Annotated in this window: 25 protein-coding genes; 22 read left to right on the top strand and 3 right to left on the bottom strand. The window is 66.1% G+C overall.

Annotation, left to right across the window (positions count from 1 at the left end; genetic code table 11):
• The first annotated feature begins 128 nt into the window (after positions 1 to 128).
• Genes AB4Y94_RS02525 through AB4Y94_RS02490 form a run of 8 tightly spaced genes read left to right on the top strand, consistent with a single transcriptional unit; the run spans position 129 to position 7,305 of the window.
• On the top strand, positions 129 to 1,385 hold the full coding sequence (locus tag AB4Y94_RS02525; protein ID WP_441724405.1) for a cytochrome P450: 1,257 nt from the start codon (positions 129 to 131) through the stop codon (positions 1,383 to 1,385).
• A 10-nt stretch (positions 1,386 to 1,395) separates the two neighbouring features.
• Positions 1,396 to 1,707: a 2Fe-2S iron-sulfur cluster-binding protein gene (locus AB4Y94_RS02520; RefSeq protein WP_441724403.1), complete on the top strand. Its 312-nt coding sequence runs from the start codon at positions 1,396 to 1,398 to the stop codon at positions 1,705 to 1,707.
• 13 nt (positions 1,708 to 1,720) lie between these two features.
• Positions 1,721 to 2,965 carry an NAD(P)/FAD-dependent oxidoreductase gene (locus AB4Y94_RS02515; RefSeq protein ID WP_441724401.1) on the top strand — a complete coding sequence of 415 codons (1,245 nt, stop codon included), beginning with the start codon at positions 1,721 to 1,723 and terminating at the stop codon, positions 2,963 to 2,965.
• Positions 2,962 to 3,411 (top strand): HtaA domain-containing protein, encoded by a 450-nt coding sequence (locus AB4Y94_RS02510; RefSeq protein ID WP_441724399.1) that lies wholly within the window; start codon positions 2,962 to 2,964, stop codon positions 3,409 to 3,411. The genes AB4Y94_RS02515 and AB4Y94_RS02510 overlap by 4 nt, the downstream gene beginning before the upstream one ends.
• A complete protein-coding gene (locus AB4Y94_RS02505) occupies positions 3,411 to 4,064 on the top strand; it encodes a TetR/AcrR family transcriptional regulator (RefSeq protein ID WP_441724397.1) in 654 nt (217 codons plus the stop codon). Before AB4Y94_RS02510 ends, AB4Y94_RS02505 begins: the two co-directional genes overlap by 1 nt.
• Complete coding sequence (locus AB4Y94_RS02500) at positions 4,054 to 5,004, top strand: isocitrate lyase/PEP mutase family protein (protein ID WP_441724395.1); 951 nt, start codon at positions 4,054 to 4,056, stop codon at positions 5,002 to 5,004. The genes AB4Y94_RS02505 and AB4Y94_RS02500 overlap by 11 nt, the downstream gene beginning before the upstream one ends.
• Entirely contained in the window at positions 5,001 to 6,155 is a 1,155-nt protein-coding gene (locus AB4Y94_RS02495) for an NADH:flavin oxidoreductase (RefSeq protein WP_441724393.1), read from the top strand. Before AB4Y94_RS02500 ends, AB4Y94_RS02495 begins: the two co-directional genes overlap by 4 nt.
• 28 nt (positions 6,156 to 6,183) lie before the next feature.
• Complete coding sequence (locus AB4Y94_RS02490; RefSeq protein ID WP_441724391.1) at positions 6,184 to 7,305, top strand: zinc-binding dehydrogenase; 1,122 nt, start codon at positions 6,184 to 6,186, stop codon at positions 7,303 to 7,305.
• Positions 7,306 to 7,325: 20 nt separating this feature from the next.
• On the opposite strand, the gene AB4Y94_RS02485 is transcribed toward AB4Y94_RS02490, so the two are convergent.
• Positions 7,326 to 7,826 (bottom strand): flavin reductase family protein, encoded by a 501-nt coding sequence (locus AB4Y94_RS02485; RefSeq protein WP_441724390.1) that lies wholly within the window; start codon positions 7,824 to 7,826, stop codon positions 7,326 to 7,328.
• A gap of 133 nt (positions 7,827 to 7,959) precedes the next feature.
• Between AB4Y94_RS02485 and AB4Y94_RS02480 the strand changes: the two genes are divergently transcribed.
• Complete coding sequence (locus AB4Y94_RS02480; protein WP_441724388.1) at positions 7,960 to 8,868, top strand: LysR family transcriptional regulator; 909 nt, start codon at positions 7,960 to 7,962, stop codon at positions 8,866 to 8,868.
• A gap of 5 nt (positions 8,869 to 8,873) precedes the next feature.
• Here AB4Y94_RS02480 and AB4Y94_RS02475 read toward each other — a convergent pair whose 3' ends face one another.
• The gene (locus AB4Y94_RS02475; protein WP_441724386.1) at positions 8,874 to 10,052 is read right to left on the bottom strand and encodes a flavin reductase; all 1,179 of its coding nucleotides are present in this window, start codon (positions 10,050 to 10,052) and stop codon (positions 8,874 to 8,876) included.
• A gap of 143 nt (positions 10,053 to 10,195) precedes the next feature.
• Here AB4Y94_RS02475 and AB4Y94_RS02470 point away from each other — a divergent pair, with 143 nt between their 5' ends.
• The 11 genes from AB4Y94_RS02470 to AB4Y94_RS02420 all read left to right on the top strand — a co-directional run bounded on the left by AB4Y94_RS02470 (position 10,196) and on the right by AB4Y94_RS02420 (position 21,321).
• Positions 10,196 to 11,098, top strand: a complete 903-nt coding sequence (locus tag AB4Y94_RS02470) for a hypothetical protein (RefSeq protein ID WP_441724385.1) — start codon at positions 10,196 to 10,198, stop codon at positions 11,096 to 11,098.
• 83 nt (positions 11,099 to 11,181) lie between these two features.
• The gene (locus AB4Y94_RS02465) at positions 11,182 to 11,967 is read left to right on the top strand and encodes an SDR family NAD(P)-dependent oxidoreductase (RefSeq protein ID WP_441724383.1); all 786 of its coding nucleotides are present in this window, start codon (positions 11,182 to 11,184) and stop codon (positions 11,965 to 11,967) included.
• A gap of 20 nt (positions 11,968 to 11,987) precedes the next feature.
• Positions 11,988 to 12,974, top strand: a complete 987-nt coding sequence (locus tag AB4Y94_RS02460; protein ID WP_441724381.1) for an NAD(P)H-dependent flavin oxidoreductase — start codon at positions 11,988 to 11,990, stop codon at positions 12,972 to 12,974.
• A gap of 31 nt (positions 12,975 to 13,005) precedes the next feature.
• Positions 13,006 to 13,764: an SDR family NAD(P)-dependent oxidoreductase gene (locus AB4Y94_RS02455; protein ID WP_441724379.1), complete on the top strand. Its 759-nt coding sequence runs from the start codon at positions 13,006 to 13,008 to the stop codon at positions 13,762 to 13,764.
• Positions 13,761 to 14,513, top strand: a complete 753-nt coding sequence (locus tag AB4Y94_RS02450; protein WP_441724377.1) for an enoyl-CoA hydratase/isomerase family protein — start codon at positions 13,761 to 13,763, stop codon at positions 14,511 to 14,513. The genes AB4Y94_RS02455 and AB4Y94_RS02450 overlap by 4 nt, the downstream gene beginning before the upstream one ends.
• Before the next feature lie 106 nt (positions 14,514 to 14,619).
• Complete coding sequence (locus tag AB4Y94_RS02445; protein ID WP_441724375.1) at positions 14,620 to 16,143, top strand: CoA-acylating methylmalonate-semialdehyde dehydrogenase; 1,524 nt, start codon at positions 14,620 to 14,622, stop codon at positions 16,141 to 16,143.
• Positions 16,144 to 16,149: 6 nt separating this feature from the next.
• On the top strand, positions 16,150 to 17,295 hold the full coding sequence (locus AB4Y94_RS02440) for an acyl-CoA dehydrogenase family protein (protein WP_441724373.1): 1,146 nt from the start codon (positions 16,150 to 16,152) through the stop codon (positions 17,293 to 17,295).
• Positions 17,292 to 18,353, top strand: coding sequence for an enoyl-CoA hydratase/isomerase family protein (locus tag AB4Y94_RS02435; RefSeq protein ID WP_441724371.1), 1,062 nt, complete (start codon positions 17,292 to 17,294; stop codon positions 18,351 to 18,353). Before AB4Y94_RS02440 ends, AB4Y94_RS02435 begins: the two co-directional genes overlap by 4 nt.
• Entirely contained in the window at positions 18,350 to 19,315 is a 966-nt protein-coding gene (mmsB, locus tag AB4Y94_RS02430) for a 3-hydroxyisobutyrate dehydrogenase (RefSeq protein ID WP_441724369.1), read from the top strand. The genes AB4Y94_RS02435 and mmsB overlap by 4 nt, the downstream gene beginning before the upstream one ends.
• Positions 19,312 to 20,502, top strand: a complete 1,191-nt coding sequence (locus AB4Y94_RS02425; protein ID WP_441724367.1) for a thiolase family protein — start codon at positions 19,312 to 19,314, stop codon at positions 20,500 to 20,502. Before mmsB ends, AB4Y94_RS02425 begins: the two co-directional genes overlap by 4 nt.
• A gap of 42 nt (positions 20,503 to 20,544) precedes the next feature.
• Complete coding sequence (locus AB4Y94_RS02420; protein ID WP_441724365.1) at positions 20,545 to 21,321, top strand: enoyl-CoA hydratase; 777 nt, start codon at positions 20,545 to 20,547, stop codon at positions 21,319 to 21,321.
• Between the two features lie 21 nt (positions 21,322 to 21,342).
• Here AB4Y94_RS02420 and AB4Y94_RS02415 read toward each other — a convergent pair whose 3' ends face one another.
• Positions 21,343 to 21,879 (bottom strand): MarR family winged helix-turn-helix transcriptional regulator, encoded by a 537-nt coding sequence (locus AB4Y94_RS02415; RefSeq protein WP_441724363.1) that lies wholly within the window; start codon positions 21,877 to 21,879, stop codon positions 21,343 to 21,345.
• 180 nt (positions 21,880 to 22,059) lie between these two features.
• Here AB4Y94_RS02415 and AB4Y94_RS02410 point away from each other — a divergent pair, with 180 nt between their 5' ends.
• Complete coding sequence (locus tag AB4Y94_RS02410; RefSeq protein WP_441724361.1) at positions 22,060 to 22,836, top strand: electron transfer flavoprotein subunit beta/FixA family protein; 777 nt, start codon at positions 22,060 to 22,062, stop codon at positions 22,834 to 22,836.
• An 11-nt stretch (positions 22,837 to 22,847) separates the two neighbouring features.
• The gene (locus tag AB4Y94_RS02405; protein ID WP_441724360.1) at positions 22,848 to 23,831 is read left to right on the top strand and encodes an electron transfer flavoprotein subunit alpha/FixB family protein; all 984 of its coding nucleotides are present in this window, start codon (positions 22,848 to 22,850) and stop codon (positions 23,829 to 23,831) included.
• Positions 23,832 to 23,833 lie beyond the last annotated feature (2 nt).

Below are 23,833 nucleotides of genomic sequence, written 5' to 3'. Positions count from 1 at the left end.
GTGTTCATATTGGACTTTAGTGAACACGTGTTCACCACATGTCCGACAATAAACCGTGAAATGCGGGCCATGTGCCCGCCCGGCCTCATTGATGAGGCTCGGTGTCCCGCGATGGAGCAGGAGTACAGATGTCAGAGTGGCACGAGATCGACAACAAGCTGCAGGACCCCAGCTGGTACACGACTCAGGAGTACCACGAGGTCTTCAAGCGGCTGCGCCATGAAGACCCCGTGCACTGGACTGAGGACGATGCGTACGGCAAGCACTACTGGTTCCTCACCCGGTACGACGATGTGCGCGACATGTTGTTGAATCCGAGGGCGCTGAGTTCACGCTGGGACACCCGTCCGCCGAAGACGGCGCAGCGGTATACCCCTGAGGAACGCTTCCAGATGGGCTTCGACACGAGTATGGCTCGCAACGATCCGCCCATCCATGACCTCTACCGCAAGCCCATCAACAAGCACTTCAGCGCGCCCGCCATCAACAAGATGCGCGGCGACGTCGACGCGATCGTCGATGAGATTATCGCTGAGGTTTCCGGCAGGGGCACGGCCGACGTGGTGGAGGAGATCGCCGGCGAACTACCGGTCAAGGTGATCCTGCGGCTTCTCGGCGTTCCAGAAGAAGACTGGGACATGCTCCGCGAGGCCGCCTGGCAGTGGCTTTCTCCCGCGCATCCCCGTTACCTGGTCGACGGCGATGTCCTCAAGACGCACCGGCTCGGACACTCCCGGCTGCTCGACTACTGTGAGCAACTCGCTCTTGCGCGTCGCGCGGAGCCCAGGGACGACTTCGCTACCGTGCTCAGCCGGCTGACCATCGATAACGATCCCCTCAGCGTTCACGAGCTGCGAAGCTATTTCACGATCATCATCGGCGGCGGCCTCGAGACCACCCGCAACACGGCAGCCGTGGGCCTCTGGCTCTTCCTCAAGAATCCCGAGCAGCGAAAATTGCTACTCGACGACCCGTCGCTGATCAACAGCGCGATCGACGAGGTGCTGCGCTGGGTGACCCCGGCCCGCACCCGCTTCCGGATCGCAATGGAGGACATCGAGATCGGCGGCAAGGAAATCCGCACCGGTGACTGGGTATTCGGCTCCCAGGCCTCGGCGAACTTCGACGAGACGGTCTTCGAGAACCCGGAGAAGTTCGACATCACCCGCAACCCCAACCCGCACCTGAGTTTCGGGGAAGGCATCCACCTGTGCCTGGGCCGCTATCTCGCTCGACTCGAGCTCGCTTGCCTCTTCCCGAAAGTTCTGCAGGCATTTCCGGATATGGAGATCGCCGAGGAACCCGAGTGGATCCCCGACAACATCACGACCGGCTTCAGCAAGTTCAACGTCACGTACACGCCGCTTGTTCTCGCGAGCGTCTGAGAGGAACACCATGGGAAAGATCGTTTACCTGCTGCCGGACGACGCGGAACAGGTCGTCGAGGCAAGAGACGGCGAGTCTCTGATGCAGATCGCGGTGCAGGCGGGTGTCTCCGCCATCGAAGGCGAATGCGGAGGGGAGATGTCGTGCGCGACCTGCCACGTCTGGATTGATGATGAGTGGGCAGCGAAGCTGCGGCGTCCCTCGCAGGACGAGATCGACCTCCTCGAGTCCGACGAACACTTCACCGACGAGAGCCGGCTCGGCTGCCAGGTCAAGTACTCGAGTGCCATCGACGGTCTCGTCGCAAAGATCCCCGGATAGACAGGAAGCACTGATGATGTCCCACTACGACATCGTGGTCGTGGGTGCGGGCCATGCCGGCACGCAAATGGTCTTCGCCCTGACCGCAGGAGGATTCACCGGCTCCATTGCCATCATCGGTGATGAAGTGACCGCTCCCTATGAGCGGCCGCCGCTCACCAAGGGTTACCTGGCCGCCGACATCCTTTCCGACGAGCTCGCCTTCCGCGGCGAGGCGTGGTGGGCGGGATCGGACGTCGAACGTCACCTCGGTACGTCAGTTGTGGCCGTCGACGCGAAGGCGCATACAGTGACAACAGAGGACGGCGGGACAATCGGCTACGGCACCCTCGTGTGGAGCGCAGGTGGCGAGGCGCGCCTGTTGCGCGCTCCCGGAGCCGAACTCGACGGGGTGCACGTTTTACGCAAGCTGAGCGACGCGGAACACGTCAAGCGCCACGTCGCCACGGCCCGCAGGGCCGTCGTCATCGGCGGTGGTTACATCGGTCTGGAGACCGCTGCTTCACTGAGGAAGTTGGGCATCGAGGTCACGGTCGTCGAGGCGCTCGACCGGCTGCTTCTCCGGGTCACCGGGGACGACGTCGCGGCGTACCTCAAGGCCCGGCACGAGCGCGAGGGCGTCGAATTCCTGCTGGGCGCAGGAGTGAGCGAGATCCTCGGCGAGGAGGGCCGCGCCACCGGCGTCCGACTGGCGTCGGGCCGGGAGCTCCCCGCAGATCTCGTCATCGTCGGCATTGGACTGGTGCCCAATGTGCGGCAACTCGCGGAAGCCGGAGCCGAGGTTGGCAACGGGGTTCTCGTCGACAAGTTCTGCCACACGACGCTCCCGGACGTATACGCGATCGGGGACTGCGTGAGCTTCGAGTCCGACTGGGTGCCGGATGACCGGCTGCGGCTCGAATCTGTTCAGAACGCGAATGACCAGGCCAAGGCGGTAGCCAATACCCTGCTTGGCAAGCCGCAGCCGTACGACGCGCTGCCGTGGTTCTGGTCGCACCAGTACGATGACAGGCTGCAGACCGCCGGGGTGCTCACCGGGTATGACTCCGCGGTGCTCCGGGGGGACCCCGCGACAGGAAAATTCAGTGTGGTCTACCTGCGCGGAGACACCGTCGCCGCCGTTGACGCGATCAATAACGTCAAGGACTACGCGCAGTCCAAGGCCCTGATCGGCCGAACCGTGCCTGCGGGCGATTCCCGTCTGGCCGACCCTTCGGTGCCATTGAAGGACTTCCTAACGGAGGCACAAGCCGCATGAGCGAGTCAACGGGCCAACTGCGCTGGGCAGTCAAAGAGTCATTCATCGACTACATTCGGGGTCTCTCCGACGGCGGGATCGAGGCCTTCGACGGATGCGAGGTGGTCGACGGTGCTTTCATCTTCCCGGGTGAGTCAGCAGGAGACGGCGGACTCCTGTTCACCGGTGGCGTACGCTTCACGGGGTTCAGCGGGATGCTGGACGTTCGATTGGTGGATCCGATGATCGAGGGGGAAGGTCCCGACAAGACCTTGTCCGCCCTCGTCGGGGTGCCGTCGATTGCCGCTCGAGCCACAATCGCAACCATCGAGAATTCTGCACCGCGCACGGCAGGAGAGCGGTGGACTGTTACGCCGAGGCTCACGTTCGAGGGCGTGCGCATCTTCGGTGACGTCTATCAGGTCGGCGCCGAGCTCGCCCCGCTGGTTGTCGATCGGGACCTGTAATGGGTGACGCCGCGTACCAGGCGATCCTCGCGGCGGCGCGGGCGCGGTTCGGCGCTGACGGTTATCGCGATGTGACAATCCGCGCGATCGCCGCCGAGGCGGGTTATTCCGCGGCGATGGTCATGAAATTGATGGGCAGCAAGGAGCGCTTGTTCTGGCTCGTCGCCCCGGGCGTGGCCTCCACCGGTGGGCTGGCAGACGAACGCGATCTGGTGCCCAAGGAGGAGATCGGGCGCGAGCTGGTGCGGCGCATCTTCGCCCGGCGCAGGATCGGCTCCGGCGACCCCTACGCCGTCGCACCGCTACTGATCAGGTCCGCCCCGGAACCGGAGCCGATCCGAGAAGAGATACGCGAGCGGTACCTGAACAACATGGCCGCGATCATCGGTGATTCCACCAAAGACCGACGGCACGCGAAAGCTGTCCTGGCGATCCTGTTCGGCATCGCCGCGGCAGTCCACACGCTGGAAGCCTACGACGACGACGACGACGGCGGCGGCGGCGACGATCAAGCGATAACGGACTTTGCGGAGTTGCTGCAGGTCGTGATCGATCGCTGCGAAGGCCCCAGGCTGCCGCTCCCCGATGAGAGCGTCGGAATCTCCGCGGGGAACCAAGCCACGAAACGAGAGGACTCACTCCATGACGGATGACTCAAAGGGAGCACGGCTGCGCGCCCTGTTCACCTCCAACGAAACGACGCTGATGCCGTTCGGGGTGTTGCCTTTGCATGCGCGAATGGCCGAGCACGCCGGCTTCAAGGCTTTCGAGGTATCCGGTGGCTATTCGTCATTCTGGTTGGCAGGCGTCGCTGACGTCGGCTATCTGACGATGACAGAGATCGTCGAGCACGCGGCCCGGGTCGCGCAGTCCGTTGACATCCCTGTGTTCTGTGACGCGGACACCGGTTACGGGGGGCCGGTGAACGTGCAACGCACCACCCGTGCCTTCATCGACGCCGGAGTGGCCGGCATTCACCTCGAAGACCAGGCCGAGCCCAAGAAGGCCGGTGGCCGGGGCGGTATTCGCCTGGTTTCAGACGGAGAGGCGATCGGCCGGTTCAACGCGGCAGTGGAAGAGCGAGACCGGGTCGATCCCGATTTCGTCATCGTCGCCCGCACGGACGGCTATGGCGCCCGTGACGGCGGCCTGGACGAGGCGATTCGGCGAGGGCAGCTCTACCGCGCGGAGACGGGCGCCGACGTCATCTTCTACGAAGGTCTGGAGACCTGGGAAGAGATCGAGATCGCGCTGCGCGAAACTCCCGGACCCGCCTATGCGATTCCGCACCGGAACGCCGGCCCGACGCCGTCCGTGGCTGAGATGAGCCGGATGGGACAGGCAATCCAGATCGTCCCGTTCCTGTTGCCGGGAGTGCACGAGGTCTGGAACCTGTTGCGCGCGGTGGCCGATAGCGGTGACCTGAAGCCGGTCGACGACTACCGCTCCTACGTCGAGTCGTTCCGCGGCACGGATGCCTGGGTGGGGGCCGGAGAAGCGTTGCTGGCGATCACCTATGACGAGGTCGCCGAGATCGAAGCCCGCTTCGGGCCGGAAGCGGCGGATGCGACGGCCAATGTGAGCGCCACATGACCGGGCTCGAGGCTCCGCTCACGTTCCTCAGGGGAAGGGCTCTTCCCAATCGCTTCGTCCTGGCGCCGATGACGAACAAGCAGAGCGCGCCGGATGGGACGGTGCTGGATGCAGAGGTCGACTGGCTGGCGCGTCGGGCACACGGCGGATTCGGGGGTGTCATCACCAGCGAGAGCGGCGTCGAATTGCGCGGGCGCGGTTTTGAGACCGAGCCTGGCACGCACTCCGATGACCATGTTCCAGGTCTCGCACGGCTTGCGGAGGCGGTGAAGTCCGCCGGAAGCCTGGTGACCATGCAGTTGAATCATGCCGGTACCCGGGGGTACCGGGTGGGGGACCGGGTCAGTTCCTCCGAGGATCCTGACACGGGCGCCCGGGCACTGCGCGACGACGAAATGCCCGAGATGATCGAGGCTTGGGCCAGCGCGGCAGGGCGATGCGAACGGGCTGGTTTCGATGGCGTGCAAATCCACGCCGCCCACGGTTATCTGATCGGACAGTTCCTCAGTGGCTCACTGAACCGGCGTGTCGATGATTGGGGTGGGTCGCCCGAGAACCGGGCACGCCTGCTTTTCGCCGTGGTCGCTGCGATCCGACGGGCGACTGGTCCGAACTTCCAGGTCGGCATTCGGCTGTCCCCTGAGCGATACGGCCAGGACCTTTTCGAGACGACCGCCATCGTGGAGCGCCTGGTCGACGAGCGACAAGTGGATTCGATCGACATGTCGTTGTGGGATGCCGGAAAGTTCCCGGACGACCAGCGTGCCGACCGTGCGCCGATAATGCGTCACTTCCTGCGTCTTCCCCGAGGTGATGTGCGGATGGGCGTCGCCGGCCGGATCCGCACGGGGGCAGCTGTGCGCGCAGCCATGGACGAGGGCAGTGACTACCTCTCGATCGGTAAGGCGGGAATCCTGTACGCGGACTTCCCTCGCCTGGTCCAGCGCGACCCTGACCTGGAGCCGGACTGGTTGCCGGTGTCGGCGGCGCACCTCCGCTCGCAGTCGGTGGGGGAGGGGTTTATCGAGTATCTGACCACGTGGAAAGGCTTCATCGCCGATGAGACCCCACCCGAAGGATCGGTGGAGTTCGTTTCCGCCTGGAGCGACGACGTGCACGGCATCAAACCCGTTGCTGTCGGCGCGGAATAACTGACGCAATCATGAATGGGATGAGCAAATGAGCGGTATTGCAATCGGCGGCGGTATGCAGGCGGTCTTCAACATGGACTCGCTGACCCTCACCGTGGAGGACGCCCCCCACCCCGTCGCGGTGCCGGGTGGACTGATCGCGCGAGTGACGCTCGCGGGAGTGTGCGGCAGCGACGTGCACCGCGTCGTCGGACACGTGAAGGACGCAACGGGTCGGGTCTCGTTCGGGCACGAGGCTGTCGGTGTCGTGGAAGAACTCGGAGATGGCCTGAACGTGGACTGGGGCGGTTTGCCGGTCTCCGTCGGCGACCGCATCGTCTGGTATGCGGGATCGGCGCCGTGCGGCAAGTGCCGGGGTTGTCGCACCACAGGCGAGGCGTGTGACGACCGCCAGTGGCCGTTGCCGTCAGCTGTCCCGAACGCCGCCGGCTACCGAGACGTCGCGAGTCTTTCGCCGCTCGTTCCGTTCTTCCGGGTCGACGGGCCCGTTACCGACGAAGAGATCGTCGCGTTCGGCTGCGCCTTGCCGACCGCGATCGGCGGTCAGCGTCGACTCGGTCAGATCGAGCCGGGGCAGACCGTGGTCGTCCAGGGTGCGGGACCGGTCGGCATCGCTGCGGCGATGGTCGTGTCGCTCAGCCCCGCCAGGAACATCATTGTCATCGGCGCCCCGGCGCACCGGCTCGAGCTCGCTCGCGAATTCGGCGCCTCGAGCACGATCAACCTCGACGAGACGAGCGCCGAAGAACGGCTCGCCCGCGTACTCGAACTCACGGACGGCCGCGGAGCGGACGTCGTCATCGAGGCCGCGGGCGTGCCGGAAGCGTTTCCCGAGGGAGTCTCGTTGCTCGCTCGCCACGGTCGATACCTGCTATCCGGGCTGTACTCTGGCACTCGGGAGGTCTCGTTCAACCCGGTTCAACTCGTGCTCAAATCGGCACGAGTCTTCGGGAATCTCGGGTCTCGGCCTGAGGTAGGGCTCCAGGCGCTGCGCTTCGTGCAGGCGAACCGCGATCGCTTCCCGTTCTCCCGGATCGTCACGCACCGCTACGAGCTCGGCTCCATTGCTGCTGCGCTCGATGCGATGCAGGACGGGTCTGCGGTCAAAGCCGTAGTCACGCCACGGCCGCCTGCTCGTCGAACGGCGTAGAGGAGGCGGCCCGCTCCGGCTCAGTTGTGGGCCACGTGGGTGCCGAACAGGCGGTTGCGATAGGTCAACGCGGCAATGTCGTCGTGATCGGCGCGTAGCACCCTGCCGATGGCGATCTCGTGGTCGCCGCCGTCGACGAGAGCGTGCAACTCGCAAGCCACCCAGCCCGCGGAACCGCCGAGGCGCGGTGCGCCGCTCTCCAGCGACCAGTCGATGCCAGCGAACCGGTCGACGCCCTTGCGGGCGAACGATGATGCTGTTGCGCTCTGGTGGGCGCCGAGCACGTTCAGGCCGAACGACCCGACCCGCCGCACGATCTCGAGCAGCTCCGACCGGCGATCGAGTGAGACGAGGACCATGGGCGGGTCCATCGACAGTGATGCGAAGGCGCTGACCGTTGTCCCGTGTGGCACGCCGCCGTCATAGGCCGTCACGATCGAGACCGGCGTGGCGATGTTTCCCATCGCCAGGCGGAACTCGTCCTGGAGCACGAGGGCCGGGGCGGTATCTGTCATGGTCATTGGTGGACTCCATCGTCATCAGTCGGCGGGTCATCCCGTCGTAATCGTTTCTCCTGACTATCGTGCGGCCGGCGATGACGTGTGTAAAGTGCAACTAAAGCGATCTAACATGCGAAAAATGCAAGGAACCTTCATGCTTGACGTCAGCCGTCTGATCCACGCGATCACCATCGCGGAGCACGGCACCTTCGGTGCCGCCGCGCTCACTCTCCACATGTCACAGTCTGCGCTGACCCGCAGCATCCAGTCGCTCGAATCGGAATACGGCATCCGGTTGTTCGAACGCGGCCGATCCGGGGCGAAATTGACGGCCGAGGGGGCACGATTCGTCGCCCAGGCCGAACAGCTGGTGCGCCACGCGGCTTCTGTCGAGAGTGACCTGCGGGATATCAGCGCCGGACGGGATGCTGCCGTGAACGTGGGCATGGGGCCGATCTCGGCAACGCTGTTCCTCCCGGCCGTGCTCGAGGACATCCTGCGGCTCTCTGCGCAGTTTCCCATCCGGGTGAAGGTCGGCTCGAACAGCGAATTGCGATACATGCTCGAGGCCGGTGAGCTTGACTTCTACGTCGGCGGCGTGCCCCGGGAGTGGCGCGGGGTGTCCGGCGAAGACGGGCTTCGGGTGGACGCGGTTGGGTCGCGTTCACGATTGGCGCTCCTGGTGCGCAGGGATCACCCGCTGCTCGATTCACCGGCTGATATCGGGCTCCGCGGGCGTTGTCCCGTCGTCGCGGGCACATTCGCCCGCGATACGTCAGTCGGCGCAGATGTTGAACGCCACGGCTTCCCCGCCCCGGCGTTCGTACTTGACGACTACGGGCTTCTCGCGGACCTCGTCCGCCGGACTGATGCAGTCCTGTTGGCGACGGAACTCATCGTTGTCCTGAGACCGGAACTCGGCTTACAGCGGCTGGACATAGAAGTGGCGCCCCAGGCCGACGCGAACTACGGCCTGGTTTACTCGGACGCGCGACGATTGTCCGTCGCAGCCAAGCGGGTCGCGGCACTCCTTCGAGAAACGGTGACGGTCGCCTATGCCTGACGTTGTCAGTCGAGCCGACCGCCGAATCTCGCACTGAGCGCGCGGGATGTCGCCACGAGCACGTCCCGCGCGTGCTCGACGAACTCCAGCGTCGCGTTCGCCGGGAAACCGTACAAAGTCAGGTGGAGGAGCGGGCCGTTTGAACTGAGCACCGGCGCCGTGATCGTTCGCACCTGGCTCGCGGTCGACTCGTTCAACAAGGCGGGGTCATCGGGACCCCTCATCTGCGTTCCGACATCGAACAACCGGCGTTGCAGGCTGGGTGTGCGTCCGTATTCCGCCATCGCCTCGACAAGATGCTCTGCTTCGCTCGCTGCGTCGCTGCTGAACGTCAGGGTCCATCCGCGCTCGCGGATCCGATCCAGGTCGTGATCGAACTCAGCCCGCTGGTCGGTTCCGAGCTCGGCTGGGAAGCCGTCATACCATTCGGCCCGTAATTCCGGCGAACCCCAGGCCGCGATTGTCCCGCCGAACGGCGGGAAGAACGGCAGGACCGCACCAACCGGGTCGGCACCGCTGGCATGTCCGGCCGTTGCCACGATGATGAGGCCGTCCTCCTCGCGGGCGATGACCCGGCACTCGAGGCCCACTTCGGCAGCGAGCTGCTCGAGGTCCTCACGTGCGGCCTCCGCCGCCCGTACTGCCTCGCTCGGCCTGCCGCGGGATGCGAGAACGAGGGAGCGCGGGGCGAAGGTCCCGTAGCCGCCCTGGAAAAACAGAAGGGGGATGGTGGGGGTCTGGATCTCGAGCCCGAGCACTTTCCCGATGGCGATGTAGTGGTCGCCTGCCTCGTGCACGTCACCGAATTCACAATCGATCCATGCGACCGTTCCATCGAGCACCGGGGACCCGGTGTGAGGGGATGGGCGCCACTTCACCGAGCCGAAACGATTAGCGCCCCTCGTCGCGAAGGTGCGGCAGACGTCCTCCTGGCCACCCGCCAGCACGTTCACGCAGAACCGCCCCGCGGCCCGAATCGCCGGGAACGTCGAGGATCCTCGATCGGGCAGGAACGCCACCAGCGGAGGGTCGAGGGAGACCGAGGCAAACGAACCAACCGCCATTCCGATCGGCTCACCGTCGTCTCCGATCGCGGTGATGACGGCCACGCCCGTCGGGAAATGCCCAAGCACGTCCCGGAAATGTCGCGGCGAGATCTCGCCGCCGCTGGGTTCATTCGACACAAGCGACTCCTTCGTCAACGTCCAGGTTCGTCCGCTCCGGTGAGACTGCAGGTCAGTTCGCACTCGCGGGATTCGGACTCACCATACCAATCCCGATCGACCCGTTCGGACGGGGTGGTGCCAGTACGCTCGATGGTGTGTCGATGAAGCCAGCCCCCGCGGTCGTGCGAGCGATGTCCGCCCTGAACCATCTGACAGCGCACCCCGGTGTCTCGTTCACCCTCTCGGAGTTGTCCGTGGTGCTCGACGTGAACGGCGCTTCCCTTTCCGCCCTTCTCCTCGCTCTCTCCGACGCCGGCTACGTGACGCGCCATGAGCGGCGCAAGACATACACGCTGGGCCCCGCCGGTGTGGCACTCGGGCACGCTGCGGCGCTGCAATACCCAGCAATCGAGGCGGCGGCAGCAGAAATGCGGGAACTCGCGAACCTCGGTAACGAGTGCGTGGGCACCGTTGCGACGTCGGGTGAGATCCTCTTCGTCGCGATCGAAGGGCACCCCGGTGCGAAGTCACGGGAGGCCTGGGTCGGCCAGCGGATTCCGATGGTGCCGCCGTTCGGCCAGGTTTTCGTTGCGTGGTCGTCGAAGGCGGAGATCGACCGCTGGCTCGGCGTGTCGGGGAAGGACGAATCGGCGGCGGTGCTCCGCGAGCGGATACTCGGGTCGCTGGACCGGGTCCGCGAGGACGGTTATGTCGTCGGCTTGGCCAACGAGCCCGCAGAGGAGGTCATCGCGCTCGTTGACGAACTCACCGTGCAGGACCGTGAAGTGATCCGGCGTCGGCTCCTGGAAGCAATCCCTCGGCAGGGTGCGGATTACGTCGCCGGGGGCATCCGTCCGGACGAATTCTATGACGTCGCCAACCTGGCGGTTCCCGTTTTTGACGCGGAAGGTGCGGTGACGTTCGCGATGACGCTCACCGGGTTGACGGCGATCCGAGGGGCCCGGCTGCTGGAGATCGCAGAGATCGCGTTGGGCGCCGCACGGCGGGTGACCCGCCGTATCGGCGGCAAGTGGCCCTCGCCCCTTCCTGCAGGAGAGCACTAGTCCATCTCGCGCATCCTTTAGAAGATTGATAGGATAGACTGGACAAGTCGCGGGACGAGGTCCCGCCTGGATGGAGGACGAAGTTGTCTGGTGAAGAAGGCGTCTACACGAATCGATTCCGCCTGGACGGCCGGCGCATCGTGGTGCTGGGAGCGGGTCTCGGCATGGGTCGGGAATCCGCCATCGCGGCGCAGCAGCTCGGGGCATCCGTTTTCTCAGTCGACCTCGACGCCGAACGCGCGAAAGCGACTGCGGAAATCGTCGGCGGCGGATACGCGGCGGTCGACGTCACCGACCGCGACGCGGTCATCGCGCTGGCCGACCGCGTTTCGAACGAGCTCGGAACGGTCGATGGCGTCGTCGACGTCGTCGGCATGGCGGCCTGGCACCCGGTCGATCAGACGCCTGCGGACGTGCGCGAGCGGATGTTCGCGCTGAATTACGTGCAGGCGTTGCATGTCCTGGAGGCGTTCACGCCCCAGATGACCGACGGTGGCACGTTCGCGTTCGTGAGCTCGGTGTCCGGTGTGCGCGGGGCGCAGGGTCACAGCGCCTATGGTTCGGCGAAAGCCGCCCTCATCGCCCTGGTCCGCTCCGCAGCGGTCGAGCTCGCTCCGAAGGGCATCCGTGTCAACGCCGTTGCTCCTGGCGTGATTCTCACCCCCCGCACCCAGGGCAGCCTGTTCGCAGACCCGGAATTCATCGCGGCGCAGGAAGCGAGCACGCCGATGGGCAGGTTCGGTGAAACCGCTGACATCGCCGGGGCCCTCATGTTCTTCACGGCGGCGGCGAGCGCCTACGTGACCGGACAGAACCTTGTTGTTGACGGCGGCGTCGACGCGAAATTCCCCCACCTCATCAAGTCCTGAAAGCGCCAGGAGGCCCTCCGATGATCGACAATGACTTCACTCGCACCTTTGGCATCGAACACCCCATCACCTGTGGCGGGATGACCGGTGTCGGAACGGCCCAACTGATCGGCGCCGTCGCCGAAGCCGGGGCCCTCGGCTTCCTGACCGCACTCACGCAGCCAACGCCCGAGGACCTCGTCAAGGAGATCCAGCGCACGAAGGACCTCACGGACAAGCCGTTCGGGGTGAACCTCACGATCCTGCCGACGATACGGCCGGTGCCGTACGACGAGTATCGCCAGGCGATCATCGAGAGCGGCGTCAGGATCGTGGAGACAGCGGGCAGCAGTCCCGCGCCGCACATGGCGGACTTCAAGGCGGCCGGCGTCAAGGTGATCCACAAGGCTGTCGCGGTGCGCCACGCTCTGAAAGCTCAGGACCTCGGCGTCGACGCGATCAGCATCGATGGGTTTGAGTGCGCGGGGCACCCCGGTGAGGACGATATCCCGGGCCTCGTCCTGATCCCCGCGGCCACGAGGCAACTGACGATCCCGGTGATCGCCTCCGGCGGTTTCGCCGACGGGCGGGGCCTGGCGGCAGCGATGGCACTCGGGGCGCAGGGCATCAACATGGGCACCCGATTCGTGGCCACGCATGAGGCTCCCGTGCACGAGAACGTCAAGCGGCAGATCGTGGCCAACAACGAGCGGGACACCGTGCTCATCTTCCGGATGTTCAAGAACTCCGCCCGCGTCGCGCGCAACTCGATCTCCGAGGAGATCCTGGAGATCTCGTCACGGAGCGGTGCGACGTTCGCCGACATTGCGCACCTCGCGTCAGGCGTGCGGGGTCGCGAGCAGGTGCTCGCCGCCGGCGACATGGAGGGCGGCGTCTGGTGGGCCGGACAATCGCAGGGGCTCATCCAGAGTGTGCTCAGCGCCCGCGAGGTCATCGAATCGGTGGTCGCTGAAGCAGAAGACGTGATCGTGAACCTCCTGGCCAGCCAGATCAGGGTCCCGGTCTGACGAACGATACCGACCGAGAGGGAGATTACGCATGAAGATCGACAACGCTGCGGTGCTGGTCACGGGCGCTGCGTCCGGGCTGGGCGCTGCGACGGCAGCACGGCTGGCGGCCGATGGCGCACAGGTGTTCGGCCTGGACCTCGCCGCGGGAGTGGCCGCCGCCCCGAAAATCGAGGGAGTACGCTACATCGCCGCTGACGTGACAAGTCCGTCAGACGTGGAGGCCGCGCTGGAGGCGGTGCGCGAGAGTGGGCGTGCGCTGCGCCTTGTGGTCAATTGCGCCGGCATCGCGCCGGCTGCCCGCATCCTGTCGTCGCGCGGCGTGCACGACCTTGACGTCTTCCGCCGGACGATCGAGGTCAACCTGGTTGGCACATTCAACGTGCTGCGCCTGAGCGCCGAGCTGATGGCGGCTCAGGAAGCGGACGCGGACGGCCAGCGCGGCGTCATCGTCAATACGGCGTCGGTCGCTGCGTATGAGGGGCAGATCGGGCAGGCCGCGTATGCCGCCTCCAAGGGCGGCGTGGTGAGCCTCACCATCGCCGCTGCCCGCGACCTTGCGCGATCGGGGATCCGGGTGAATACGATTGCCCCCGGCATCGTGGCCACCCCCATGCTCGCCTCACTCGGTGAAGAGGTCGGAGCATCGTTGGCGCGTTCGATACCATTCCCCTCCCGCCTTGCCCGACCCGACGAGTACGCCGATCTCGTCGCGATGATCCTCGCGCACGACTACCTGAACGGTGAGACCATCCGGATGGATGCTGCGCTCCGGATGGCCCCGCAATGAGCGTGCTTCTTGTCGAACGAGACGGCCCGATCGCCCGGTTGACCCTCAACCGGCCAGCCGCAGGCAACGCGCTCGATCTCGAGCTCGCCCAGGCCTTGCGCGACAGCGCGGAGTCGCTGGGTGCTGACGACTCGTGCGCCGTCATCCTCATCGATGCGCATGGCGCCCTGTTCTGCGGTGGTGGCGACGTCGCGGCGATGTCCGCGGCCGTGTCGCCCGCGGACTACGTGCGTGAGCTCGCCGGAACTGTGCACGAGGCCTTGCTCGCGCTTGCCGTCTCCGACACTGTGGTCATCAGCGCCGTGCAGGGTGCCGCCGCCGGCGGCGGGTTCGGCATCGTGCTCAACTCCGACTACGTCGTGGCGGCTGAGAGCGCGACTTTCGTCAGCGCCTACTCGAAGGTGGGGCTCAGCCCCGACTGCGGGTCGTCCTACCTGCTTCCTCGCATCGTCGGCTCCATGAGGGCGACCGAGTTCGCGATGATGGGGCGGCCCCTGGACGCGGCGACGGCACGGGAGTGGGGCGTCGTCAACGCCGTGGAACCTGCCGAGGGGGTCGGGGCTGCGGCAGTGCGCGCCGCGGAGCGGGTAGCAGGCATGCCGCCTGCCGCCCGAGCGGCGTCAAAGCGGCTGCTTGCCGCCAGCTGGCTGCCCGGCTACCGAGAACACCTTGATGATGAACGCGACACGATAGGCCAACTCGCTGCGACGGCGGATTCGCAGCGATTACGCGCAGCTTTCCTCGCCTGAGAAGGGCTGCGTCGCCGACACCGGCATTTCCAAAAGTATTTGCGGTACCTAGTAATTTATTGCAGGCCCAACTATAATTCCACTACGTGCACCTCGAAAGGACACCATGAGCACCCAGCTGACAGAAACGACCACTCGCGAGCTCACCCACTTCATCGGTGGGCATCACGTGGCCGGAACATCCGGTCGATTCAGCAACGTCTACGACCCCAGCACCGGCGAGGTGCAGGCCCGCGTCCCGCTGGCCACGGCCGAAGAGGTTGAGGCGGCCATCGCCAACGCCGAGGAGGCGCAGATCGCCTGGGGTGCCTGGAACCCGCAGCGCCGCGCCCGCGTGCTGCTCAAGTTCCTCGAGCTCGTCGAGCGCGACATGGACTCCCTCGCCCGGTTGCTCTCTTCTGAGCACGGCAAGACGATCGCTGACGCGAAGGGTGACATCCAGCGAGGTGTCGAAGTCATCGAGTTCGCCGCCGGTGGGCCCCACCTGCTGAAGGGGGAGTACACCACCAGCGCGGGCACCGGGATCGACGTGTACTCGATGCGCCAGCCGCTCGGCGTCGTCGCCGGCATCACCCCCTTCAATTTCCCCGCCATGATTCCGCTGTGGAAGATGGGCCCAGCCCTCGCGGCCGGTAACTCCTTCATCCTCAAGCCGTCCGAGCGCGACCCTTCCGTGCCGCTGCGGATCGCCGAGCTCTTCCTCGAGGCCGGCCTGCCCGCCGGCGTGCTCAACGTCGTCAACGGGGACAAGACCGCCGTCGACGTGCTGCTCACCGACGACCGCGTCAAGGCGATCGGCTTCGTCGGTTCCACCCCGATCGCCCAGTACATCTATGAGACCGCGGCCGCCCACGGCAAGCGTGCCCAATGCTTCGGCGGGGCGAAGAACCACATGATCGTGATGCCCGATGCCGACCTCGACCAGGTCGCAGACGCCCTGATCGGCGCCGGTTACGGCTCGGCGGGTGAACGCTGCATGGCGATTTCCGTGGCGGTTCCCGTCGGCAAGGAGACCGGTGACGCGCTCGCCGCGAAACTCGCCGAGCGGGTCAAGGGGCTGAAGATCGGCCACTCCCACGACGAGAACGCCGACTACGGGCCCCTCATCAACGCCGAAGCCGTTGCCCGCGTGTCCGCCGCCATCCAGGCCGGGATCGACGAGGGCGCCGAGTTGCTGGCCGACGGCCGGGGCCACGTGGTCGAGGGTTACGAGAACGGCTTCTACCTCGGCCCGACGCTTTTCGACAACGTCACGACCGATATGAGCATCTACCTGGAAGAGGTCTTCGGGCCAGTACTCATCATCACTCGCGTCGACACCTACGAAGAGGCCCTGCGCCTGCCGTCGGAGCACCAGTACGGAAACGGCGTCTCCATCTACACGCGCGACGGTGACACCGCCCGCGACTTCAGCGCCCGCGTGAACACCGGAATGGTCGGTGTCAACGTGCCGATTCCGGTGCCGATCGCGTACCACACGTTCGGCGGCTGGAAGAAGTCTGGCTTCGGCGACCTCAATCAGCACGGTCCAGACTCGTTCCGGTTCTACACCAAGACCAAAACGGTGACCTCGCGCTGGCCCTCCGGTATCAAGGATGGCACCAGCTTCGTCATCCCGACAATGCACTGAGGCATCATGTTCACTACCCAGACTGAAGAGCAGGTCGCGCTCGTTGAAGCGGTGCGCGACTTCGCCGAGAGTGAGTTGGCGCCCTATGCCGCCGAGTGGGATGCCGAGAAGTTCTTTCCGGTAGACACCCTCCGCAGGGCTGGCGAGTTGGGCCTTGGCGGCATTTACGTCAGGGAGGATGTCGGTGGCTCCGGCCTCAGCCGGTTGGACGCCGTCGCCATCTTCGAGGAGCTCGCCAAGGGCGACACGACGATCGCGGCGTACATCTCGATCCACAACATGGTCGCGTGGATGATCGACACCTTCGGAGCCGAAGAGCAGAGGCGCCGTTGGCTTCCGTCGCTGGCGACCATGGCCGATCTCGGAAGCTACTGCCTCACCGAACCGGGCGCGGGCTCGGATGCCGGCGCGATCACCACGTCGGCGCGCCGCGAGGGCGACGAGTACGTGCTCAATGGTGTCAAGCAGTTCATCTCGGGCGCGGGTTCGTCTGCGGTGTACGTCGTGATGGCTCGTACGGGAGCGGCGGGCCCGCGTGGGATCAGCGCGATCGTCGTCCCCGACGGAACGCCGGGGCTCAGTTTCGGCCCCAACGAGAAGAAGATGGGCTGGAACGCCCAACCCACCCGCCAGGTGATCTTCGACGATGTGCGCGTCCCGGTCTCCAATCGGCTCGGAGCGGAGGGCGATGGCTTCGGTATCGCCATGAAGGGGCTCAACGGCGGGCGTGTGAACATGGGGGCCTGCTCCCTCGGTGGTGCCCAGTGGGCGCTGGACCGCGCGGCGCGTTATGTGCAGGAGCGTTACGCGTTCGGCTCGCCTCTCGCCGCGAACCAGTCCGTCGTCTTCGCGCTGGCCGATATGGAAACCAATCTCCAGGCATCCAGGGCCCTGCTGCAGCGGGCTGCGTCGAAAATGGACGACGGCGCCGCAGATTCAGCCGTGGCGTGCGCCCTGGCGAAGCGATTCGCGACGGACGCCGCGTTCGAGGCGGCGAACACCGCACTACAGCTCCACGGCGGGTACGGCTATCTGCAGGAGTATGGCATCGAGCGGGTGGTCCGTGACCTCCGAGTGCACCAGATCCTGGAAGGCACGAACGAGATCATGAAGGTCATCATCGGTCGCACGCTGTTGGAGACGGCCCGATGACCGACGAGGCAGAGGTCCTGGTTCGCCGCGCCGGCCGCCTCGGCATCCTCACCTTGAACCGGCCGCGGTCGATCAATGCCCTGACGCACGGAATGGTGCGGACCGTCACCGACACGCTCAGCGAGTGGCTGGGCGACGCCGGTATCGCAACCGTCGCCATCGTCGGATCCGGCGACCGCGGGCTCTGTGCGGGAGGAGACGTCGTCAGCCTGTACCGCGATGCCACAGAGGGTGACGGCTCGGCCGCCGCCGCGTTCTGGCGGGACGAGTACCGCATGAATGCGCTCATCGCGCGCTATTCGAAGCCGATCGTCGCCATCCAGGACGGGCTCGTCCTCGGCGGGGGCATCGGAATCTCCGCGCACGCCTCGCACCGTGTCGTGACCGAGCGATCGCGCCTTGGGTTCCCCGAAGTCACGATCGGATTCGTGCCCGATGTCGGGGCCAGCTGGCTCCTTTCTCGAGCGCCGGGCGAGGTGGGGTGCCGTCTCGCCCTCACCGCCGAGTCAATCGGCGCCGCCGACTCGATCTACGTCGGGTTCTCTGACCACTTCGTGCCGAGCGACCGAATCCCGGCCTTGCTCCACGCCCTCGAGGTTGAGGATGCCGCTGCGGCGATCGGTGTTGTCGAGCAGCCTCCCGGGGAGGCTCTGTTCGCAGCGGATGCAGCGGCAACCGACAGTGCATTCGGCCTGGACACTGTCGACGAGATCCTCGCGGCGCTTCGTGAGGCGGGGTCGGCCGACATCGCCGACGGTATCCAGGCCAAGTCCCCGCTTGCGCTGGCGGTCACCCGAGAATCCCTCCGCAGGGCGCGCGACTTCAGCCGGCTGGAAGACGCACTCGTCCAGGAGTTCCGCGTCTCGATGCACGCGCTGGCCGCTCCCGATTTCGCTGAGGGGGTTCGGGCCCAACTGGTCGAAAAGGACCGTAACCCGCGATGGAGTCCCGCATCCCTCGCTCACGTCAGTGCCGCCGCGGTGGCCGGGTTCTTCTCGGAGCCCGACGTCGGCGACCTCACCATCCCCGATTTCGCAGTGTCGAAGGAGACAGCATGACAACGATCGCATTCCTCGGACTTGGCCACATGGGTGGCCCCATGGCCGCGAACCTGGTGAAGGCCGGGCACCGCGTGGTCGGATTCGACTTCGTGCCCGACGCGTTGGAGGCGGCAGCGGCCGCCGGGATTGAGGTGGTCGCGTCGGGTCAGGAGGCTGTCCGGTCCATCGGCCCGGCAGGCGTCGTCTTTACGATGTTCCCCAGCGGCAGGCATGTGATCGAGGCATACCGGGGAACGGATGCCGAGCCGGGCCTTCTCGCCGTCGCAGCACCCGGGACCCTGTTCGTCGATTGCTCGACGATCGCGGTCGACGAGGCTCGTGCCGCGCACGCCCTCGCCGAGGCCGCCGGTCACCGCAGCCTGGATGCCCCCGTGTCGGGGGGTGTCGTGGGCGCGGAGAATGCCACCCTCGCCTTCATGGTGGGCGGCGCTGAGGCCGACTTCGCGGGGGCGCTGCCACTGTTGGAATCCATGGGCCGGCGCATCGTGCACTGCGGTGGGGCTGGACTCGGCCAAGCGGCCAAGATCTGCAACAACATGATCCTGGGCATCTCGCAGATCGCGGTGGCCGAGGCCTTCGTGCTCGGCGAACGGCTGGGGCTCACCCATCAGGCCTTGTTCGACGTGGCCTCCAACGCGTCCGGCCAGTGCTGGGCGCTCACCACGAACTGCCCCGTCCCCGGACCCGTGCCAACGAGCCCGGCGAACCGCGACTACCAGCCCGGCTTCGCGGGCACGCTCATGTCGAAGGACCTGGGGCTCGCTGAGCAGGCGATAGCGCTGACCGGCGTCGACGCCAAGCTGGGTCTCCTGGCGCGCGAAATTTACCAGCAGTTCGCGGCCGGGGCCGGGGCCGGGCAGGATTTCTCGGGAATCATCAACACCGTCCGCGACCAGAGCACTCCTGCACCAGACCCCTCGTTGGACGGTGTCGGCATCGTTCGGGAGAGTGCAGCATGACCAGCGCCGTCATAGTGGATGTCGTCCGCACCGCCAGCGGACGCGGAAAGCCAGGGGGCGCGCTTTCGAGCGTGCACCCGGTAGACCTCGCCGCGACGGTCCTTTCCGCGGTGCTCGAGCGCAACGGACTGGAGTCCCGGCAGATCGACGACGTCATCTGGGGGACAGTCAGCCAGGTCGGCGACCAGAGCATGAACATCGCTCGCCAGGCCACGCTCGCGGCTGGGTTCGATGAGTCCGTCCCCGCCACCACAATCGACCGGCAGTGCGGGTCGAGCCAGCAAGCCGCCCATTTCGCGGCGCAGGGCGTGATCGCCGGCGCCTACGACATCGTGATCGCCGGCGGCGTCGAGTCGATGAGTCGAGTGCCGCTCGGCACGTCGGCGCGGGGTGGGTCTCCTTCGCCGCGTCTGGGCGAGCGATACACAGAGGGTCTGGTCAACCAGGGAGTCTCCGCGGAGCTGATCGCGGCCAAGTGGGGCTTCGGCCGCGACGAACTGGACGCCTTCGCGGCAGAGTCGCACCGGCGGGCTGCGCTCGCGGCGGACTCCAACTGGTTCGACTCGGCGCTGGTCGAGGTGGCCCTGACCGGTGCTGACGGAGAACGGCGTGCGCACACGAGGGACGAGACCATCCGCTCCTCCACGACCGCAGAAGGCCTCGGCGGGTTGCAGCCATCGTTCTACGACGAGGCCATCACCGCCCGATTCCCGCAAATCGCGTGGTCGATCACGCCCGGCAACTCGTCGCCGCTCACGGACGGGGCGTCCGCCGCGCTCATCATGAGTGAGGCGAAGGCAGCCGAACTCGGGCTCACCCCCCGCGCGCGCTTTCACAGCTTCGCCGTCGTGGGTGACGACCCGCTTTACATGCTCACGGGTCCGATCCCTGCGACCCGTCGCATCCTGGACCGATCCGGGCTGGATCTCGATGACCTCGACGCGTACGAGGTGAACGAGGCATTCGCGTCGGTTCCGCTGGCCTGGGCCCACGAGTTCGGCGCTGACCCGGCGAAGTTGAATCCATGGGGTGGGGCAATCGCCCTCGGGCATGCGCTCGGGTCCTCTGGCACGCGACTGCTCGGAACCCTGCTCACGCACCTGGAGGCCACCGATGGTCGCTACGGACTGCAGACCATGTGCGAAGGCGGAGGCCTGGCCAATGCCACAATCATCGAGCGGCTGTAGAACACCCGCCCACATCCAGTTTCATTCCCAGAAGAGAGGTCTGTGATGGACTACGAAGCAATCCTGGTCGAGACCCGCGGTCGTGTCGGCTGGATCACCCTGAACCGGCCCGAAGCGCTCAATGCGCTGAACTCGACCCTGATCCGGGAGATTGTGGCCGCAGGCAAAGCCTTCGACGATGACCCCAAGATCGGTGCGATCGTGATCACCGGCTCGGAGAAGGCGTTCGCCGCTGGCGCCGACATCAAGGAGATGTCCGAGATGGGCTACGCCGACATGTATATGAACGACCCGTTCGCGGGCTGGGGCGGCTTCGGTCGGCTGCGCACCCCGGTGATCGCCGCTGTCGCCGGGTACGCCCTGGGCGGCGGGAACGAACTCGCGATGATGTGCGACATCATCCTGGCCGCCGACAGCGCCAAATTCGGGCAGCCGGAGATCAACCTCGGGGTGATCCCGGGTATCGGCGGCACCCAGCGACTTCCGCGCGCGGTCGGCAAGTACAAGGCAGCCGAGCTCGTGTTGACCGGTCGGATCATGGGCGCCGAGGAAGCCGAGCGTGCCGGACTCGTCTCACGCATCGTACCCGCGGCCGACCTGCTCGACGAGGCGCAGAAGATGGCGGAGACCATTGCGTCCAAGTCGCTGCCGGTCGTCTACGCGGCGAAGGACGCCCTGCACGCGGCCGAGGAGACGGCGCTCGCCGAGGGCCTCCGCTTTGAACGGCAGGCCTTTGCCGCCGTCTTCGCCCTCGACGACCAGACCGAGGGGATGGCCGCCTTCCGTGACAAGCGCACGCCCAATTTCACGCACGGCTGATGGAGTGGCGGTCGTGATTATTCAGAGCGGATCAGGCACCGGGCGTGGATCCAGGAAGTCGCCGGAGTCGTGCCGGAGCCGAGCCAGGATTCGGACGAGATCGACCGTGTCGGCCTCTGACAAGCCGGGCTCGGCGAACACCTCGGTGTTGAGCGCATCCGTTGCGGCCTCGACGATCGTGCGTCCAGCGGATGTCAGCGACACGAGCGCCGCTCGTCCGTCCTCCGGGTGCGGCTCCCTGAGCACCAGTCCGTCGCGAACGAGACGGTCGACGGTGTTCGTCACACTGGTGGGGTGCACCTGCAAGCGCGCGATGGCGCTGGCCATGGGCATCCGCCCTTCCCTCGTGAACGCAAGCAGCCGTAGCAGCTCGTATCGGGCGAACGAGAGTCCGAACGGCTTGAGGGCGCGCTCCACCCTGGCCAACATGATCTGCTGGGCGCGCATGATGGACGTCACAGCCGACATGCCGGATGCAGCATCAGCCCATCCGTGCTGGGCCCACTGGCGCTTCGCCTCGGCGATGGGGTCGACCGGCAGCGGTCCGCGTCGTGCCATGCGATCCTCCTCGTTGCTCAACGGTAGCGGACTGGGGGATCGACGCCCGATGACGACGCGCCAACCGTGCAGATTGCACACATTAGACCAAGATTCAAGAGCCTTTGGCGTCATTGCGACGACGAATGCGAACAATGCGACAGGCGCCGTGAGAAGCAACGGCGGGGTAAGGAGATATCAGTGAAGATCATTGTGCTGGTGAAGGAGGTCCCCGATACCTACGGGGATCGGAAGCTCGACCTCGAGACGGGACTCGCTGATCGTGGGGCCGGCGACGTCGTTCTCGATGAAATCGGGGAGCGCTCGCTCGAAGTCGCGCTGACGTATGCGGACAAGAACGCCGACACCGAGGTGGTGGTGCTCTCGATGGTTCCGGAGGGCGCCGCCGCGACAGTTCGCAAGGGGTTGGCCATGGGTGCGACATCGGCGGTGCAGGTTGCTGACGAGGCGCTCCGCGGAGCCGACCTGGGGCTGACCGCGGAGGTTCTCGCTGCTGCGATCCAGCGCACCGGTTTCGACCTCGTGGTCGCGGGTAACCTGTCCACGGATGGGACGGGTGGGGTTCTAGCGGCGATGATCGCGGAACGTCTCGGCGTTCCGCATGCGACGTCCCTCTCCTCGATCGAGATCGCCTCCGACACCGTATCCGGCGTTCGGGTGACGGAGGTCGGCACGATGCAGGTGAGCGCGCCGCTGCCCGCGGTGGTGTCGGTCACTGAAGCGTTGCCGGATGCGCGGTTCCCGAATTTCAAGGGGATCATGGCGGCAAAGAAGAAGCCGTTTGAGGTGTTGTCCCTCGCCGATCTGGGTGTTGATCCGGATGATCCGGAGGCGGCGCGGTCGATCGTGATCGCTATCGCGCAGAAACCAGCCCGAGATGCGGGCGTGAAGATAGTCGACGAGGGCAACGCGGGCGAGAAGCTCGCTGATTTCCTCCTGCAGAACCGATTGGTGTGAGGAACTCGATCATGACCGATTACGCAACCGATTCCATCCTTGTCCTTGTCGAGCTCATGCCCTCCGGCGCGCTCGCGGGCAGCGCGGCAGGCCTGCTCGGCGCGGCCGCCCAGGTCGGCACCCCCGTCGCCCTGGTGGTGACTGCAGCCGGCGCTGGGAAAGCCGCAGCCGAGGCGGCCGGCGCCCTCGGCGCCGCACACGTCGTCATCGCCGAGACGGCCGATGCCGGAGTCCTTACCATGCCGGTGGTCGACGCGCTCGCCGCCGCTGTCGCGGCCGTTCGCCCCGACGCGGTGCTGATCTCGAACTCCATCGCCGGGCGCGATATCGCCGGCGTATTCGCCGCGCGCACCCGGTCCGGGCTGGCGATTGACGCTATCGGTGTCTCACGGGATGCGGAGGGCATCGTCGCTCACCACTCGGTGTACGGCGGCGCCTACAACGTCGACTCCGCGGTGACCTGGGGTGCACCGGTGATCACCGTGCGACAGGGCGCCATCGACGCACGCGCAGAGGCCCTCACTCCCGCTGTCGAAACGCTGGCAGTGACTGCGTCAGGAGCGCCGGCGGCCACCATCGTGTCATTCGATGAGGTCGTTGAGGCCTCGAGCCGTCCCGAACTGCGAGGAGCGGCCAAGGTCGTCTCGGGCGGCCGTGGCCTGGGCTCAGAGGAGAAGTTCGCCCTCGTCGGGCAGCTCGCAGACGCCCTCGGTGCTGCCGTGGGCGCCTCCCGCGCCGCGGTCGATGCCGGGTACATCCCGCAGTCGCATCAGGTCGGGCAGACCGGCGTTTCGGTCGCTCCGCAGTTGTACATTGCCCTGGGCATCTCGGGGGCGATCCAGCACCGGGCCGGCATGCAGACGGCCAAGACGATCGTCGCGATCAACAAGGATGCCGATGCTCCGATCTTCGAGATCGCGGATTTCGGTGTCGTTGGCGATGTGTTCACTGTCGTGCCGCAGCTGATTGCTGCCCTCGACGCGAAGAAGGCGTAGCT

This window comes from Glaciibacter sp. 2TAF33 (genome assembly GCF_052114945.1).
GTDB lineage: Bacteria > Actinomycetota > Actinomycetes > Actinomycetales > Microbacteriaceae > Cryobacterium.
This window is presented reverse-complemented; position numbering and strand designations above follow the sequence as displayed.

Coding starts and splice junctions, on each gene's coding strand:
- AB4Y94_RS02525 (WP_441724405.1), top strand. CDS start 129: ATGTCAGAGTGGCACGAGATCGACAACAAGCTGCAGGACCCCAGCTGG.
- AB4Y94_RS02520 (WP_441724403.1), top strand. CDS start 1,396: ATGGGAAAGATCGTTTACCTGCTGCCGGACGACGCGGAACAGGTCGTC.
- AB4Y94_RS02515 (WP_441724401.1), top strand. CDS start 1,721: ATGATGTCCCACTACGACATCGTGGTCGTGGGTGCGGGCCATGCCGGC.
- AB4Y94_RS02510 (WP_441724399.1), top strand. CDS start 2,962: ATGAGCGAGTCAACGGGCCAACTGCGCTGGGCAGTCAAAGAGTCATTC.
- AB4Y94_RS02505 (WP_441724397.1), top strand. CDS start 3,411: ATGGGTGACGCCGCGTACCAGGCGATCCTCGCGGCGGCGCGGGCGCGG.
- AB4Y94_RS02500 (WP_441724395.1), top strand. CDS start 4,054: ATGACGGATGACTCAAAGGGAGCACGGCTGCGCGCCCTGTTCACCTCC.
- AB4Y94_RS02495 (WP_441724393.1), top strand. CDS start 5,001: ATGACCGGGCTCGAGGCTCCGCTCACGTTCCTCAGGGGAAGGGCTCTT.
- AB4Y94_RS02490 (WP_441724391.1), top strand. CDS start 6,184: ATGAGCGGTATTGCAATCGGCGGCGGTATGCAGGCGGTCTTCAACATG.
- AB4Y94_RS02485 (WP_441724390.1), bottom strand. CDS start 7,826: ATGACCATGACAGATACCGCCCCGGCCCTCGTGCTCCAGGACGAGTTC.
- AB4Y94_RS02480 (WP_441724388.1), top strand. CDS start 7,960: ATGCTTGACGTCAGCCGTCTGATCCACGCGATCACCATCGCGGAGCAC.
- AB4Y94_RS02470 (WP_441724385.1), top strand. CDS start 10,196: ATGAAGCCAGCCCCCGCGGTCGTGCGAGCGATGTCCGCCCTGAACCAT.
- AB4Y94_RS02460 (WP_441724381.1), top strand. CDS start 11,988: ATGATCGACAATGACTTCACTCGCACCTTTGGCATCGAACACCCCATC.
- AB4Y94_RS02455 (WP_441724379.1), top strand. CDS start 13,006: ATGAAGATCGACAACGCTGCGGTGCTGGTCACGGGCGCTGCGTCCGGG.
- AB4Y94_RS02450 (WP_441724377.1), top strand. CDS start 13,761: ATGAGCGTGCTTCTTGTCGAACGAGACGGCCCGATCGCCCGGTTGACC.
- AB4Y94_RS02445 (WP_441724375.1), top strand. CDS start 14,620: ATGAGCACCCAGCTGACAGAAACGACCACTCGCGAGCTCACCCACTTC.
- AB4Y94_RS02440 (WP_441724373.1), top strand. CDS start 16,150: ATGTTCACTACCCAGACTGAAGAGCAGGTCGCGCTCGTTGAAGCGGTG.
- AB4Y94_RS02435 (WP_441724371.1), top strand. CDS start 17,292: ATGACCGACGAGGCAGAGGTCCTGGTTCGCCGCGCCGGCCGCCTCGGC.
- mmsB (WP_441724369.1), top strand. CDS start 18,350: ATGACAACGATCGCATTCCTCGGACTTGGCCACATGGGTGGCCCCATG.
- AB4Y94_RS02425 (WP_441724367.1), top strand. CDS start 19,312: ATGACCAGCGCCGTCATAGTGGATGTCGTCCGCACCGCCAGCGGACGC.
- AB4Y94_RS02415 (WP_441724363.1), bottom strand. CDS start 21,879: ATGGCACGACGCGGACCGCTGCCGGTCGACCCCATCGCCGAGGCGAAG.
- AB4Y94_RS02405 (WP_441724360.1), top strand. CDS start 22,848: ATGACCGATTACGCAACCGATTCCATCCTTGTCCTTGTCGAGCTCATG.